The following is a 14,822-nucleotide window of genomic DNA, read 5'->3' on the forward strand; positions in this document are numbered from 1 at the left end:
CCTCGGAAAAAATAGGGGAAGAAGAAATCCGGAATATCAAAGAGCCAAAGCGTCCCCGTCCCGTAATTCCGGAACGGTTACCAGGGCTTTCCCGTCTTTCAACGCCACCACGCGCACCTTGCGCTCCTGCATCCCTTCCGCGGTTTTTACCTGAATGGAGCTTCCATCCCGGACGGCAGAGGCGGGAATCCACGCGGAGGCAGGGACCTGCACGCTGATGTTCACCTGAAGGGCCATGTTGACGGGGGCCACCTGCCATTCGGAAACATGGGAGGCGTTCGGCTCCAGGGAGGCTATCAGCACGGCGGAATTGCGCTCGGTATCCAGTGCGGCGTCCACCGCCGTAACGCGGCCCAGCCATTGCAGCCGTTTTCCATTGTTCAGCACGCAGGAGGCGGTCAGCGCCGTGCTTACCCTGCCCTGTTCATCCCTGGGCAATGCGGAAAATTCTTCCAGCGGCACGGGAACCCGTATCATCCGCTCCTGGAGGGGAATCACCTTCCCCACCGGCTGCCCGGCAACCACGCGGGCCCCGGCTCCCACGGAGCATTCCACCACCTGGCAGGTATAGGGAGCTTCCAGCACCGTGTCCCGGAGGGCCTGTTCCGCTTCCGCCACATACGCCTCCGCGGCGTTCAGCCGCGCGTTCACGGCCCGTCGCTGCGGCACCCGGAGCACCAGTTCCGACTCTTTTCCGCTTTTGGAGACGGAGCTGTACGTCTTCTTGATGGCTTTCAGGGCTTCCGCCTGTTCCGTGGATACATCCAGGCGAGCCTGTTCCAGCCCAGCCTGCGCGTTCGCCAGGCGTGCACGGTATTCAAATTTTTCCAGCTCCAGCAGGGGCGTTCCCTTCAGGACGATTTCCCCCGCGCTGAAGAGGGGGTGCACCTTGTCCACCTTCCCGGAAACGCCGGGGAAAGCATCGTCAGGTGGGAGGCCTTCACGATGCCGGGCGCGGAAATGGCAAGAGTGTTCGTCTGCAAATGCAGCGGCTCCACCGTTCCTGCGGCCGCCTTGTCCTTTTCTCCGGCAGAGCCCGAGACGGACGGGTCCGTTAAAATGGCCGTTCCTATCAAAAGCGCCGCGATCCCCAGGCCAATGCCTATGGACCAGGATGTTCCCTTTTTTTGAGGGGCCTCGCTCATGAACAGCTCCGGGGGGAACGCGGCCCGTTATTTGGGATATTCCGTCTCCATGATGTGGGAGTAGGCTTCCGCCGTTTCCACAGCCACGGTTTCAATGTTCTTCATCAACTGGGCAAACTGGGCTTCCGTGAGGTCCATGCCTTCCAGAACGAAGGACTGGCGGTAGTAGACGTATCCGCTGTTGGGGTCCAGCTGGAAGGCGCCGGCCGTCTGGTCCGCATTCAGCTCACTGAGGATGATGCTGACTTCCACACGGCGGTTTTCAGGCACCTTGGCGGCAAAAAGCACGTCAATCACCAGCGTCTCCGGACGATCAATCATCGTGTACAGGAGGCTCACGGGCGTGAACGTATCACAGGGGACGAACGCGATGCCCGTTCTGAGGTTGTGGTTGTCCGCGGAAGTAATCCATTCCGTTTCTTCCCCTCTCTTTCTGAGAACGGTGTACACACGGTCCAAAAGGCTGAGCTGCTGGTTTTCCATATTGAAAATTGTTTAACAGGAGGGTTGCTTGCGAAGGCGCATGCAACGTACGCGCCCGTTTACTGGATTCAAGCTTACTGGCATCCTTCTGATTCGTCAAGCTCTCCTGACGTAAAGAAATTGAAAAAGCATGTACGCATCCGGCATAAAAACGGACGCCGCCCGGATGGACGGCGTCTGGGAAGTCTGGGAATAAAGTGCGTACCGGAGGGTACGGCGCCCTTACAGGATGTCTCCGGGCTGGTAGCCCGCGCCGTTCGGGAACCTGTCCGTCAGCTCCTGCACCATGGAGCGGAACGCTTCCACCTGGGCGTCCGCCATGCCCGTGGCGGAGGAGTTGGAGTCAAAGATGGCCTGGAGGTCCGCCCGGTCAATACCCAGGCGACCGTCTTCCGCCAGGCGGTCCAGCAGGTTGTTTTCCATGATTTTTCCGGCCCTCAGGTCGTTGGAGACGGCCACGGCGTGTTCCTTGATCACCTCATGGGCGGTTTCCCGGCCAATGCCGCGCTTGACGGCTTCCATCAGGATGGTGGTAGTCATCAGGAAAGGCAGGTAGCGGCGCAGTTCCGCGGCCACCACGGCTTCATACACCCCCATCTGGTTCAGGACGGTCAGGAAGGTTTCAAACAGGCCGTCCGCGGCATAGAAGGAATCCGGCATGACTACGCGGCGCACCACGGAGCAGGATACGTCCCCTTCGTTCCACTGGTCCCCGGCCAGTCCGGAGATCATCATCAGGAAGCCCTTCAGGATGACGTGGAAGCCGTTGACACGTTCGCAGGAGCGGGCGTTCATCTTGTGCGGCATGGCGCTGGAGCCGGTCTGCCCCTTGGCGAAGCCTTCCGTAGCCAGTTCATGGCCGGCCATCAGGCGCAGGGTCTTGGCGAAGGAGGAACAGCCGGAGGTGAGCTCCACCAGGCCGGAAACCACGGAAAAGTCCAGGGAACGGGGATACACCTGCCCCACGTTCATCCACTTGGAGGGAATGCCCAGGTGGGCGCACACGCGGTCTTCCAGCTCCAGCACGCGGCCCGCGTCCTGCCCGAAGAGGGAGAGCTGGTCAAGCTGGGTGCCCACGGCGCCTTTCAGCCCGCGCACGCTGTAGCGGTCCATCAGGGAAATCCAGGAACCCAGGCCGTGCACGATGTCTTCCCCGAACATGGCGACGCGCTTGCCCATGGTGGTGGTCTGCGCGGCTACATTGTGCGTGCGGCCGGCGATGGTCACGTGCTTCCATTGTCCGGCAAGGGCGCTCATGCGGTTCAGCACGGCCACGGCCTTGTCCCGGATGATCTGCATGGACTTCCAGATCTGGAGCTGTTCCACGTTTTCCGTCAGGTCGCGGGAGGTCATGCCCTTGTGGATGTGCTCGCAGCCGGCCAGCTCGCAGAACTCTTCAATGCGCGCCTTCACGTCGTGGCGCGTGACGCGTTCGCGGGCGTCAATGGCGGGAAGGTTCACCTGGTCCTTCACCCGTTCGTAAGCTTCAATCACGCCGTCCGGAATATCCAGCCCCAAATCCTTCTGGGCCTTCATCACGGCGATCCAGAATTCGCGTTCCAGGACGATGCGGCCCTCTGCGGACCAGATGGATTTCATGGCGGCGGAGGCGTACCTTTCAGCCAGGACATTGGGAATCACGCTCATATCAAAATGTGTGTATGCGGGGGTTATCAAAAACGGTGAGCCGCCATGATCATGACGGGAGGGAAAAAAGCAAGCACTTTCCCGCAGCTTCACGGATTAGGAATCCCACGGGATTCCACGGTCCGGAAAAGAGGTCCTTTCCAATGTTCAGGGATGGCTGACAGGCCCCCAATAGACGCCCGATTAACATTCCCGCCATTCCCTTTTCACAGCCGCACACCACGCTGGGAGCCAGAGCCTCCCTGCCCTGGCGGCTCGCGATGGTTTCACCCACGAAAGGCAGGAGCCTGCCGCTCCCAGGAGACGGAGCCGCAAAGCCGCCCTCCATCGCCGTTCCGCTAGTTTCCGGCGGGAGGTTCCAAACCGTACCGGGCGTAGCCGGAAACGATTTCCTGGAGAATGGCGGAAATTTTTTCCAGGGAACGGACAGGAACGTATTCATACCTTCCGTGGAAGTTGTGGCCTCCGGCGCACAGGTTGGGACACGGCAGCCCCATGAAGGAAAGACGGGCTCCATCCGTACCGCCGCGCACCGGGATGATTTCCGGCTCCACGCCCACGGCCGCCATCGCCCTGCGGGCATGTTCCACCAGGTGCATGTGCGGGAGGATTTTTTCCTTCATGTTGTAATAGGAGTCCTTTACCTCCACCTGCACGGTTCCTTCCCCGTACTTCCGGTTCAGCAGGGCGGCGCACTCCTGCATGAATTCCTTCTTGCGCTCAAATTCCGCCGTGTCGTGGTCCCTGATGAGGTACTCCCCGACCGCCCGTTCCACATCCCCCCGGAACGAGTCCAAATGGTAGAAGCCTTCGTATCCTTCCGTAAAGGCGGGATTCTGGAACGCGGGAAGCATTCCCTGGAATTCCATGAGGACCAGGCACGCGTTCAGCATCCTGCCCTTCGCGCTGCCGGGGTGAATGCCGGTGCCGCGCACCGTCGCCACGGCAGAGGCCGCATTGAAATTTTCATATTCGATTTCCCCCAGGGCTCCTCCGTCCACAGTATAGGCGAAGTCCGCGCCGAAGCGCTCCACGTCAAAGGCATCCGCCCCACGGCCTATTTCCTCGTCCGGCGTGAAGGCGATGCGTATCTCGCCGTGGGGCCGTTCGGGATGCAGCAGGAAGGAGGCGGCCATATCCATGATTTCCGCCACTCCGGCCTTGTCGTCCGCGCCAAGCAGGGTGGTTCCGTCCGTCACGACCAGGTCCTGGCCCGCATAGTCCGCCAGTTCGGGGAAAACGGCGGGGGAAAGCACGATGCCCTGTTCCCGGTTCAGGACGATGTCTCCGCCGTCGTAGGAGCGCACGATGCGGGGCTTCACGCCGCTGCCGGAGACGCCCGGGGCCGTGTCCACATGAGCCACCCAGCCGATGACGGGAACCTCCCTCTCCACGTTGGACGGGATGGAGGCGTACACGATGCCGGAGGCTTCATCCAGCTCCGCCTGGGCTCCCAGCGCCTTCAGCTCCCCGGCCAGCAGCCGGGCCAGTTCCGTCTGACCGGGAGTGGACGGAACGCTGCGGGAATCCGCATCAGACTGGGAACCCACGGAAACATACTTTAAAAAACGGTCTAAAACGGAGATATTCATCAGAAAAATCAAGGATTGAGGAGAGTCTAGCACCGGGCCCCGCGAACACAAGCACAAGACACGGTTTATCCTTGCGATTCAAGATGGTTTACAGTATGTAAACAAAGCTTCTCCCCATGATGACTCCTCTACCTCTTGGCATTGCCGTTGCCTTATCCCTGACCTGCGGCGCCCTGCCCCTTCTGGCCCAGGGCACCTATGTGCCGGGTCCCATGCCCGTTTCCGCCGGGACAAGGCAGGACCCCACGGACATGTACCTGGAAGCGTTAAAGCTGGTAACCAGGTCTGCCGAACTGGTGGAAAAACGCGACTACATAGGAGCCATCCGCCTGACGCAACAGGCGGAAGAAAAGTTGGGACGCCTGGTGAAGGCCTATCCGCAATGGCGGCCCAACCTTCTTCAAACACGCCGCCAGCTCAACAGGGAGAAGCTGGACCAGTGGCAGAAGCTGGCGCAGCAGCAGGCCGCCGCCGTTTCATCAGACCCCGGCCTGGAATTGGAACGTCCGGCCGCCGTGCCCAAGCGACCCAGGCCCAAGCCCAACATCGTCCTTCCTCCGGGCTACAAGGGAGTGGAGTTTCCTTCCCGCCCCGGAGAATCCCTCGTCAACACCATCCCGTCCCCGTCCGTTTCCCCCGGAGCGGCCCCGGAAGTGGTGGAAAGCAATTACGAGCGCATCCGCAGGCTGCTGGACAAAACCACCATTGAAAACAAGGCCCTGATCCAGGCGCTCAAGCGCACCCGCAAGGAACAGGAGGACATTCTGGCAAAACTGGCCATAGCGTCCGCCGGAGAATCCGTTTACCGGGACGAACTGCTCAAGGTCAAGAAGCAGATGGAGGATGAGAGAAAGACCAGCAACAAGCTCCTCCAGACCCTCACCAAGCGGGTGGAGGAGCTGGAACAGAAAGTCACCACGCTGGAACAGGAAAAAGTCCAGTATCTGGCGCAGATTGCCGATCTCCAAATTCAGCTCAAGGAGCACCAGGACAAGCTGGCCAAGGTCACGGATGAGAAAAACGCCCTCCAGAAAGACCGCGACCAGTTGGCCGCCCTGGTGGAACTCAACAGCCCGGACAAAACCAAAAACCTGCTGGACCGCAACCTGACGCTGGCGGCCCAGCTCAAGGACGCTCAGGATAAAATCGCCGCCCTGGAAACGGCCAAGTCCGACTCCGAAGAACAGCGGAAGGCCAACCTGAAAGCCCTGGAAGAGGCGCGGGAGGAATCCGCGGACCTGAAGCAGAAACTGATTGCCATCCGGGATGAAAACATCGGCTACCGCAAGCGCATTACGGAGCTGAATACCAAGCTCATCAATGCGGATGTGGAGCTGTCCAAGCTGGAAGCCAATCCGGAAAAAAGCCCTCTCCTGCTGGAGGAAAACCAGTTGCTGCGCTCCACAATCGCCAAGCAGCTCCGCATCCTTTCCGTGCAGGACCAGAGCCGTTCCCTGCTCATCAGCACTTACAAGCGCCTGCTCCAGGAAAACGCGGACACTTCGGAAATCGCCTCCCTGATGGACAATGAAGAAGCCATCAAGCTCACCCCGGCGGAAAAGCAGATTGTCAACGTCATCGCCAGAGACAACAAGATAAACATCCCCCTGACGGACCAGCAGAAGGAAAAGATCAACAAGCTGGCCCAGGCCCTTTCCGCGGAACGCGACAAGGCCGCCCAGCTTGCCAGGGAACTGGAACTGGCGCGCAGCCAGACGAAGACAAAAGCGGCCAAATCCGCCAGGAATGACAAGAGCCATGCGGAAGCCCTGGCCCGGACCCAGAAGGCCCTGGAACAGAAAAACCTTCAAGTGGAGGAGCTAACCCGGCAGATGGATGAACTGAAAGCCCGTTCCGCCGAACAGGCGCGCCTGGCCGCCATTTCCGCCGGAGCCATTACGCCGGAGCAGGAAAAAGCTCTGAACAGGAGTATGGAAGCCACGGTGCGCCGGAAGCTGGAAGCGGAAGCCCTGGGACAGGGAGCCGCGGAGGCCTTCGCCAAAAAACGCTACGCCGCTGCGGAACAATTGTACCGCACCCTGCTGGACTTCCAGCCGGCCCACGTTCCGGCCCTGGTCAACCTGGGCACCATCCTGCTCCAGCGCAACAAGGCGGAGGAAGCCATCGAATACCTGAAAAAGGCCACGGAACTGGATGCAGCCTCCTCCCCCGCATGGTTCATGATGGGCGTGGCCCAGTACCGCGCCGGGCAGGACCAGCACGCCATCGCCTCCCTGACGGAAACGGTCCGGCTGGACCCGGCCAACGCTCCGGCCCTGCTTTACCTGGGCAACCTGGAAACCAGCGCAGGCAACTATGAAAAAGCGGTGGGCCACTTTGAAAACGCCTTGAAAATCCAGCCGGAATCACCGGACGCCCACTTCAACCTGGCCTGGACCTATTCCCGGCTGGGCCGTACGGCGCAGGCACGCAAGAGTTATGACGCCGCCATCCGCAGCGGCGGCCTGCCGGATTCCGACCTGGAACTCGCCATCACCGGGACCACCACCCTTCCCCGCAAAAAACAGGCTCCGGACAAAGCTCCCTCGCCTGCCGCGAACGAGGATGAAATGCGCCTGGCCGCAGCAGTAAGCAATCCATCCGCCATTCCCCACGATGCCTATGAGGTGCCCGCCCATGTGGCGGAGGACCCCAATGCCCTGGAAAGGCCCTCTGCCGGGCCCAAGCAGGTCGTGGTCAGCCACCGTCCGGAAGCCGGGCCCGTCTCCCTGGCGGACCAGATGAGGGAAACGGCCTCCGCGGCGCCTGCCGCACAGCCTCCTGCGGAAACCGCCACCGCCGCAGCGGAACCGCCCAAGCCGGAAAAACAGGAAGCACCCCGCAGGAGAAGCCGCTTCCGCATCGGTTCCTGACGGATCCGCCCCTTCCTTTTTCTCCTGAAAAACGCCATGTATCAAGTCTCCATTTTAGGACTGGGCCTCATCGGCTCACGGATTGCACGCCACATGACCGGACTGGGTGACAAGGTCACCGTCTGGAACCGGACGCCCCGGGAAGACTTTCCGGAAGCCGTTCCCTCCCCGGCGGACGCGGCCCGCGCCTCCAAAATCATCCAGCTCTATCTGAAAGACAGGAATGCCTGTCTGGAAGTATTTGAACAGATGAGGGGCGCGCTGACCCCGGAACATGTCATCCTGAACCACTCCACGATTGACCTGGCCACCGTCGGCAAGCTCTCCCTGATGTGCTCCGCCATCGGCTGCACGTATGTGGACTGTCCGTTCACCGGATCCCGCCTGCCGGCGGAAAAAGGGGAGCTGGTCTATTATGCGGGAACGGACTCCTCCACCCTGGACCGCGTGCGGCCAGTACTGGAACACAGTTCCCGTGACATCCTGCACCTGGGGGGATAGGGGCCGGAACCGTCGTCAAACTGGTCACCAACATGGTCTCCGCCACCATGGTGCAGAGCCTGAGCGAAGCCCTGGCCATCACCCAGGCATACGGCATTTCCCCTCAACTGCTGGGGCAGGCCATTTCCCGGAACGTCATCGCCTCCCCCCTGGCGTCCTTCAAGCTGCCCCTGATGGCGGAACGCGACTTTTCCACCCACTTCTCCCTGGACAATATGCGGAAAGACAGCATCTACGCCCAGGAACTGGCCGCTGAAAAGGGAATCCACCCGCCCGCTGCCGCGCTGGTCTCCTCCATCATGGGGAAACTGTGCCGTGAAGGGCACGCGGAAGAAGACTTCGGCTGTCTGGCGGAACAATTCGACTAAGCTTTTCCCATTGATGAAATTCAGAGGAACATGCGCCCTTCTGCTGGCCCTTCTCCTGCCCCCCTGCGTTCGGGCGCAGGAACAGAAGGAGGCAGGGAACGCCCCTTCCGCGGAAGCGCAGGCCGCTTCCCCCGTTCCCGTTCCGGACACCGCCCTGATCGATGACGCTTCTGACCGTCCGGTATTGCAGGGCAGCTCCAACGTGAGCGCCGTACCCCCCGCTCCCCAGCATCCGGCCGCGGCCCCTGCCGGAACGGAAGGACAGTCCGTCAAACGGCAGCCGTTCACCAGCGTTTCCGCTTCCAAGCAATTTCACGTTACAGGGATGGATTCCCTGTTGGCCGGGGCCATTGCCACGCGGGCGGACTCCATACGCACGGCCCTGGTGAAAATCCTCAAGCAGCCTGACGAATGGAAAAACAACATCATCATCCGTCTGGTAGGGGAGCCGGGAAGCCCGGTTCCGGCCAACCCCATCCGCATGCAGACCGTGATTGTGGGGAATACCCTCTCCTACAACATCTTCATTCACCTGGGACGCGGCATCAACCAGGACAGGCTGCGCCACGCCATCGTCTCCACCCTGCTTTATGAGATGATGCTGCGCACGGTGGACCCGGAAGGACTGCCGGACGAAGTAACGCTGCCCCCCTGGCTGATTGCCGGGCTGGAGCAGGCCGTCCTGTGGCACACCAATGAAGCGGACCGGGCCATGTACTCCACCCTGTTCCAGCAATCCGGCATCATGACCCCGGAAGAAATCCTGAACTGCCCGGAACCGGAAAAGGAACTGGACGCCACCTCCTACGCCGCCTATCAAACCTCCTGCGGCGCGCTGGTGCTCAGCCTGCTGAACCAGGAAAACGGTCCGGAAGGGATGAAACAGCTTCTGGACCAGGCCATTCTGGGCAATGACGATCCCAGGAATCTCATCAAGCGCCATTTTCCGCAGCTCAACCTGACCCCCTCCTCCCTTCATAAATGGTGGACGCTCCAGCTTTCCCGCATGGCGACTCCTCCCCTGACGGAAACCCTCACGATCACGGAAACGGAACGTCACCTGCAGGAAGCCCTCACCCTGGTCAAATACGATCCGGACACCCGGACGACCGTCACCTTCCCCCTGGACAATCTGGACCAGGCCAATTCCCTGACGGACCTGAACAGGCAGCTTTCCAACATATCCGGCAGCCTGCTCAACCTCAGCCGGCGCTCCTTCCCCGCCTACCGGCCCGTCATTGTGGAATACGCCAAGCTTGTGGCCCTGATGCAGACCGGAAAAATCAACGGCCGGGAAGCCGCCCCGAAAATCAGGCAGCTTCGGGAAATCAGGGAGCTATCCATGAAAACCGCCCGGCGCGTCCGGGACTACATGGACTGGTATGAAATCAATACGCGGTCCGGAACCGGCAAGACATTCGCCTCCTACGCGGCAGCCGTCAAACTGCTCCGTGAACAGGAACAGCCTGCCAATACCCCCATTTCCCGGTATCTGGACGATATTGAAAAACTATACACCCTCCCGGCGAAGGCTCCCGTTCCTTCCCTGCATGGAAAGAATTGAAGGAAACCCGTTCCGCTGCCTGGAACGGCCATTTCTTTCCAGATGAATCTCCGCCCTCCAGGGGCAATAGGCATTCACGCATTTCTATTAAAAGACGGGAGATTTCGCGGTATTTTGATCTATACCTGATTCAACCATGATTGCTTTATTTTTCATAAGTTAATCATGCATAACAGAATAATTCCGCCGCGGATTTACAATCCGGAAGTCAACTTTTTTTTTGAGTTCAAAAAAGTAACGGCAAATATTCCCACATATAAAGTAGGAATAATAAACAACGCCTAATACGGAAACCTTATTTATTTATAAGAAGTTATTGAATTTGAAGCGGTCTTCCGGATTGTAAATCCGATACTGGCTCCATTCAGTAATTTTTTTAATAATTTCATGAAATCCTCTCTGTATCTTACGATGTTCCTGCTTTGCTCAGGGTTGGGAGCCCAGGCCGCCACATTGAAATATTTTTATGATTTCAACAAGCTTGACGGAAACCTGTCATCTTTAAATGATAATAACTTGGCCGGCCCAAATGCGGGCAGCGCCACGTTCAGCGGATCAGGCTGGATGAATTATACCGATGGCTATGAAGGCCGGGGCTATGACAGCCGCACGAACGGCGGACAATTGACGCTGGGCTCCTCCAGTACGGGACTGGGGCTGAATGCTACGGAAGGTTTCAGCCTTTCCATTGCCGTCAAGGACTACTCCCCCGGCAATACATCGTCCTCGGCTATATGGAAAAGCATTCTGACCTTCACATCCGGCAACAGCCAGAACATGTACCTCCAGAAGGATTCCGGCGACGCCTCCACCGCCGGGGCATGGGCGGCCTATTGCGGCGGAAACGTGGGCAACTGGGCCAACCTGACGATTTCCAGGGATTCCTTTTCCAACATCATCATCACCTTCCAGAACGGGGAATTGAACATTTATCTGGACGGGCAGAAGAAAATCACGGCCTCCGGAGTCAATTTCACCGGAGACGTGCAGTCACTCAAGCTGGCGTCCACCGCCAATACGACCATGGATGACCTCCAATTATATGCCGGTGTCCTGAATGACGGGGAAATAGCCGCGCTGGCGGCCAACCCCGCCCTTCCCGTTCCGGAACCCGCCACGGCCACACTGAGCCTGCTGGGGCTGGTTTCCCTATCGTGCATGCGCCGCCGCCGGGGTTAAGTCCCCTGATTTTTTTTAAGGGAAAACAAGTTCGTTCTTGTTTTCCCTTTTTTATTCACTATCACTCTATCTGTTAGAACCTACATGAAAATTACCGCACTGTTCTTCGGCGTGTTCGCCGGCTGTCTCTCCTGCATCCCGGCCCATGCGGCGGACTACCTCTGGAATGGAGGAAACGGCTCCTGGACGGATTCCGGAGCGTGGCGGCTGGATGATTCCTCCGCCGACTGGAGCAATGGAAATACGGCCCAATTCCAGACGGATTCCTCCATCACAGTAGGAAGCGGAATCTCTGCGTCCGGAATGCTTTACAACGGTGCGGCCATCACGCTGAACGGAGGTTCCCTTACCCTGACGGGCGCGGCTGCCGGGAACAACGGAGGTTCCGCCACTCTTTCCAATACCGGGCTGATTCTGGACGCCCCCAATGCGGAAGACTCCTATGAAGTCCGGGATACCAGCCTCACCGGCTCCGCCACGCTCGCCAAGACAGGCGCCGGAACGGTTACCCTGGATGGAGCGCATACGGCCAGCGGCGTCTGGAACATCAACGCGGGCACCCTGGTTTTCACCGGGGAAAGAAACATCACCGCCAGTGACAACAACCGGATTAACGGAAAAATCAACATTGCCTCCGGAGCCGTGCTGGATGCCAGCAATGGCCGCTTGTTTCATAACGGCGTTTATACAGCCAATTTCCAGTCCCCCACCATTACGCTGAACGGAGGAACGCTCAAACTGAACCAGTTCGGGTATGACTCCGCCTCCCTGGGCAAGCTGCACAACAATTTTTACGCCCTTAAATTCGCTTCCGGAACCTCCAGCCGCATCGTCATTTCCCAGGGCTATGAATCCGGAGGCACGGCCAGCCGCGGCATTTACATCGCCGGCTGGGGCACGACGGCCACCATTGAACTGGGAGCCAACCAGACCCTTACATGGACTTCCTCCAATGCGCAGAACCAGGATGCCATTGTCTGCGAAACCGGAGCCGGCAGTGCGCTGGCGCTCGCCATCGGAGAAAATTCCGTACTCTACTTCAACCAGGTCTTTGCCAATAAAAACACGTCCGGCGAATACGGAGACCCCACCACCGCCAACTTCTCCGGCCTGAGCCTCATTAAATCCGGCGCCGGAGAGCTGGTCATCCAGAGGGCCAATACGATTTCCTCCGGCCGCACGGTCCGCGTGGATGCGGGCAAGCTGACGCTGGAGGTGGACAACGCCTTCGGCGCCGGCAGCAATCTGGGCAATGTAAGCATCGCTTCCGGAGCCCTGTTCTCCATGAACGGCCACACTCTTGCCAATGTCATTGACGTCCAGGACGGAGCCACTCTGGACATGGGCGGCAGCTCCTATGCCAGCATGGTCAACTGGCATGAAGGCGGCATCCTCCTGAACACGGAAAACAACAAGGGCACGCTCAACATCATGACCCGCGCCGCCCTGGAACTGGGCTCCAAGGCCTGGGCGGGAAGCGTGCTGACGGATACGGATACCGTTTTTACGCTCACGGCGGACCAGAATCTGGGAGCCCTGGGAGCAAACGTCAACTGCTGGACAGGCGGCCGCGGGTATAACAACACCCTCCAGAGCATCACCTTCACGGGCGGCCACGGAATCAACATTGACAACTACGGAGCCAAGTGGGCCGTCATTCTCTCGGAAAACGTCACCTTCCAGGACATCGGCAGCCTGACCTTCTCCAATAATGCCGCCGACATGTCCAATACAGAGGCCCTTTACGGCGCGGGGGCCATTGCCGCCAATGATACGGTCGCCTTCAGCAACACCGGAGCCCTTACGTTCAGCAACAACAGCGTGAGCGCGGATTCCGGCGCTTCCGGCGGAGCCATTTACGCCTCCGGAGGAGCCTCCTTCACCAGCACGGGCGCCATCAGCTTCTCCGGCAACTCCGCCATGACCCACGGGGGCGCCATCCATACGGGAGGCACCACGGGCAGCCTCACCTTCTCCGACATCGCGGAAAACATCTCCTTCACCGGAAATACGGCCGGAGAAAACGGCGGCGCCATCAATAACGATTATGAAACCGTGGAATGGTCCAGCGTGGGCCACGTGGCCTTCTCCGGCAACCTGGCGGAGGCGGGCGCGGGAGGCGCCATCTGGTCCGGCGGGGACGTAACGGCCAATACCGCCGCCTCCTTCAGCATGACGGGCAACGAGGCCCGGGACGGCGGCGGGGGCGCCATCTATTCGGATGGAAACGTCACCTTCTCCGGAGTGGGGGCCCTGACCTTCTCCGACAACCACGCATCCACCTACGGGGGCGCCATCGGAGCCTACGGGGACATCACCATCTCCGATTCCGGCGCCGCCTCCTTCTCCGGCAACACAGCTTATGAAGGGGGAGCCCTGGACGCCTACAACGTTGCCATTTCCGGCAACACCGGGACGGTGCTGTTTGAAAACAACAGTGCGGAAAACGCCGGAGGCGCCATCAACCTGCAGGGAGGAGGCTCCATTTCCCTGACGGCGGACCAGGCGGACATCATCTTCCGCGGAAACACAGTCCAGGACGGAAGCGTTTACAACGCTATCCATTTCAACGACGGCGCCATGGCTTCCTTCAATGCGGCGAACAACCGCCGGATCCTCTTTGAAGACGGCCTCAGCTCCCAGGACGAATCCGTCGTGGACATCAGCGTCAATGACGCCGCCGGGGCCGGAGGCACGGTCGCCATGTCCGGCGCAAACAGCCAGTCCGGCATCCGGGCCAATACGACCGTGTACGGAGGCACCTTTTCCGTCAGCAGCGGGGCAACCTACGGCTACCATTCCGCAGACTGGAGCACGGAAGAAGCGCGAACCTCCTTCACCGTAAGCGGAGGAAGCCTCCACATTGGCGAACAGGCCGCCCTGAATGCGGCGGACGTGAGGCTGGAGGACGGAACGGAGCTGTCCGTCATGGGAACCGGCAGCCTGAATGCAGACACGCTGACGCTGGGAAACAACGTCTCCATCCTCGGAACGGGCGAAGGCAGCTTCTCCATCACTGCCAATGCCATTGATATTTCCAACGGAATCACGATTGACCTCTCCCGCGGCTCCATGATCAGCCTGGAACTGCATGCGGACACCCTGACGCTGGGAGGGACGCTGGCCCTGGGCGACGACCAAGTGGACTACACCTCCTCCATCTGGCAGAGGGACCAGTCCTACCTGGTCATGGATGCATCCGGCGTCACGAACATGGACGGGACTTTCTCTGAAATCCTCTCCTCCCTCTCCGACTCCGCTACCATCACGGTGGGGAATCTGGGGCTGGAAGGCTATGACCCCTCTCTGGAACTGGGGCGCTGGGAACTGCGCTGGGACGAAGGAAACGCCCTCCATCTGGACTGGATTTCCAATGGCCTGGTAGTCCCGGAACCCGCTACCTCCCTTCTGCTTCTCCTGGCGGCAGGCGGCCTGCTCGCCGTCAGGAAGCGCACTATCTAACAACCGCC

The 14,822-nt window shown here is 59.8% G+C and carries 11 protein-coding genes; 6 read left to right on the plus strand and 5 right to left on the minus strand.

Annotated features, from left to right (window positions below; translation table 11 throughout):
• Positions 1-36 precede the first annotated feature (36 nt).
• From PVA48_RS14205 to pepT, 5 genes are all read right to left on the minus strand, one after another.
• Positions 37-888: an efflux RND transporter periplasmic adaptor subunit gene (locus tag PVA48_RS14205; protein ID WP_423231931.1), complete on the minus strand. Its 852-nt coding sequence runs from the start codon at positions 886-888 to the stop codon at positions 37-39.
• Positions 852-1,145: a hypothetical protein gene (locus PVA48_RS14210; RefSeq protein WP_423231932.1), complete on the minus strand. Its 294-nt coding sequence runs from the start codon at positions 1,143-1,145 to the stop codon at positions 852-854. The genes PVA48_RS14205 and PVA48_RS14210 overlap by 37 nt, the downstream gene beginning before the upstream one ends.
• 27 nt (positions 1,146-1,172) lie before the next feature.
• Positions 1,173-1,628, minus strand: coding sequence for a YbjN domain-containing protein (locus tag PVA48_RS14215; RefSeq protein WP_022398267.1), 456 nt, complete (start codon positions 1,626-1,628; stop codon positions 1,173-1,175).
• A gap of 222 nt (positions 1,629-1,850) precedes the next feature.
• Positions 1,851-3,275, minus strand: coding sequence for an adenylosuccinate lyase (gene purB / locus PVA48_RS14220; RefSeq protein ID WP_102728227.1), 1,425 nt, complete (start codon positions 3,273-3,275; stop codon positions 1,851-1,853).
• Between the two features lie 338 nt (positions 3,276-3,613).
• Positions 3,614-4,867 (minus strand): peptidase T, encoded by a 1,254-nt coding sequence (gene pepT / locus PVA48_RS14225; RefSeq protein ID WP_102722094.1) that lies wholly within the window; start codon positions 4,865-4,867, stop codon positions 3,614-3,616.
• Positions 4,868-4,983: 116 nt separating this feature from the next.
• Here pepT and PVA48_RS14230 point away from each other — a divergent pair, with 116 nt between their 5' ends.
• The 6 genes from PVA48_RS14230 to PVA48_RS14255 all read left to right on the plus strand — a co-directional run bounded on the left by PVA48_RS14230 (position 4,984) and on the right by PVA48_RS14255 (position 14,814).
• Positions 4,984-7,740 (plus strand): tetratricopeptide repeat protein, encoded by a 2,757-nt coding sequence (locus PVA48_RS14230; protein WP_423231933.1) that lies wholly within the window; start codon positions 4,984-4,986, stop codon positions 7,738-7,740.
• A 36-nt stretch (positions 7,741-7,776) separates the two neighbouring features.
• Positions 7,777-8,241, plus strand: a complete 465-nt coding sequence (locus PVA48_RS14235; RefSeq protein ID WP_309557099.1) for an NAD(P)-dependent oxidoreductase — start codon at positions 7,777-7,779, stop codon at positions 8,239-8,241.
• On the plus strand, positions 8,238-8,609 hold the full coding sequence (locus PVA48_RS14240; RefSeq protein WP_309557376.1) for an NAD-binding protein: 372 nt from the start codon (positions 8,238-8,240) through the stop codon (positions 8,607-8,609). The genes PVA48_RS14235 and PVA48_RS14240 overlap by 4 nt, the downstream gene beginning before the upstream one ends.
• 13 nt (positions 8,610-8,622) lie before the next feature.
• A complete protein-coding gene (locus tag PVA48_RS14245) occupies positions 8,623-10,173 on the plus strand; it encodes a hypothetical protein (protein WP_102728231.1) in 1,551 nt (516 codons plus the stop codon).
• A gap of 564 nt (positions 10,174-10,737) precedes the next feature.
• Positions 10,738-11,352, plus strand: coding sequence for a PEP-CTERM sorting domain-containing protein (locus PVA48_RS14250; protein ID WP_146019589.1), 615 nt, complete (start codon positions 10,738-10,740; stop codon positions 11,350-11,352).
• An 84-nt stretch (positions 11,353-11,436) separates the two neighbouring features.
• Complete coding sequence (locus PVA48_RS14255; protein WP_102728828.1) at positions 11,437-14,814, plus strand: beta strand repeat-containing protein; 3,378 nt, start codon at positions 11,437-11,439, stop codon at positions 14,812-14,814.
• Positions 14,815-14,822: the final 8 nt, after the last annotated feature.

It is taken from the genome of Akkermansia sp. JRP_AM1, assembly GCF_049262625.1.
Lineage (GTDB): Bacteria > Verrucomicrobiota > Verrucomicrobiia > Verrucomicrobiales > Akkermansiaceae > Akkermansia > Akkermansia massiliensis.

Excerpts from the sequence above, each read along its gene's own strand:
- purB (WP_102728227.1), bottom strand. The coding sequence starts at position 3,275 with ATGAGCGTGATTCCCAATGTCCTGGCTGAAAGGTACGCCTCCGCCGCC.
- PVA48_RS14250 (WP_146019589.1), top strand. The coding sequence starts at position 10,738 with ATGAATTATACCGATGGCTATGAAGGCCGGGGCTATGACAGCCGCACG.
- PVA48_RS14215 (WP_022398267.1), bottom strand. The coding sequence starts at position 1,628 with ATGGAAAACCAGCAGCTCAGCCTTTTGGACCGTGTGTACACCGTTCTC.
- PVA48_RS14245 (WP_102728231.1), top strand. The coding sequence starts at position 8,623 with ATGAAATTCAGAGGAACATGCGCCCTTCTGCTGGCCCTTCTCCTGCCC.
- PVA48_RS14235 (WP_309557099.1), top strand. The coding sequence starts at position 7,777 with ATGTATCAAGTCTCCATTTTAGGACTGGGCCTCATCGGCTCACGGATT.
- PVA48_RS14255 (WP_102728828.1), top strand. The coding sequence starts at position 11,437 with ATGAAAATTACCGCACTGTTCTTCGGCGTGTTCGCCGGCTGTCTCTCC.
- pepT (WP_102722094.1), bottom strand. The coding sequence starts at position 4,867 with ATGAATATCTCCGTTTTAGACCGTTTTTTAAAGTATGTTTCCGTGGGT.
- PVA48_RS14230 (WP_423231933.1), top strand. The coding sequence starts at position 4,984 with ATGATGACTCCTCTACCTCTTGGCATTGCCGTTGCCTTATCCCTGACC.
- PVA48_RS14210 (WP_423231932.1), bottom strand. The coding sequence starts at position 1,145 with ATGAGCGAGGCCCCTCAAAAAAAGGGAACATCCTGGTCCATAGGCATT.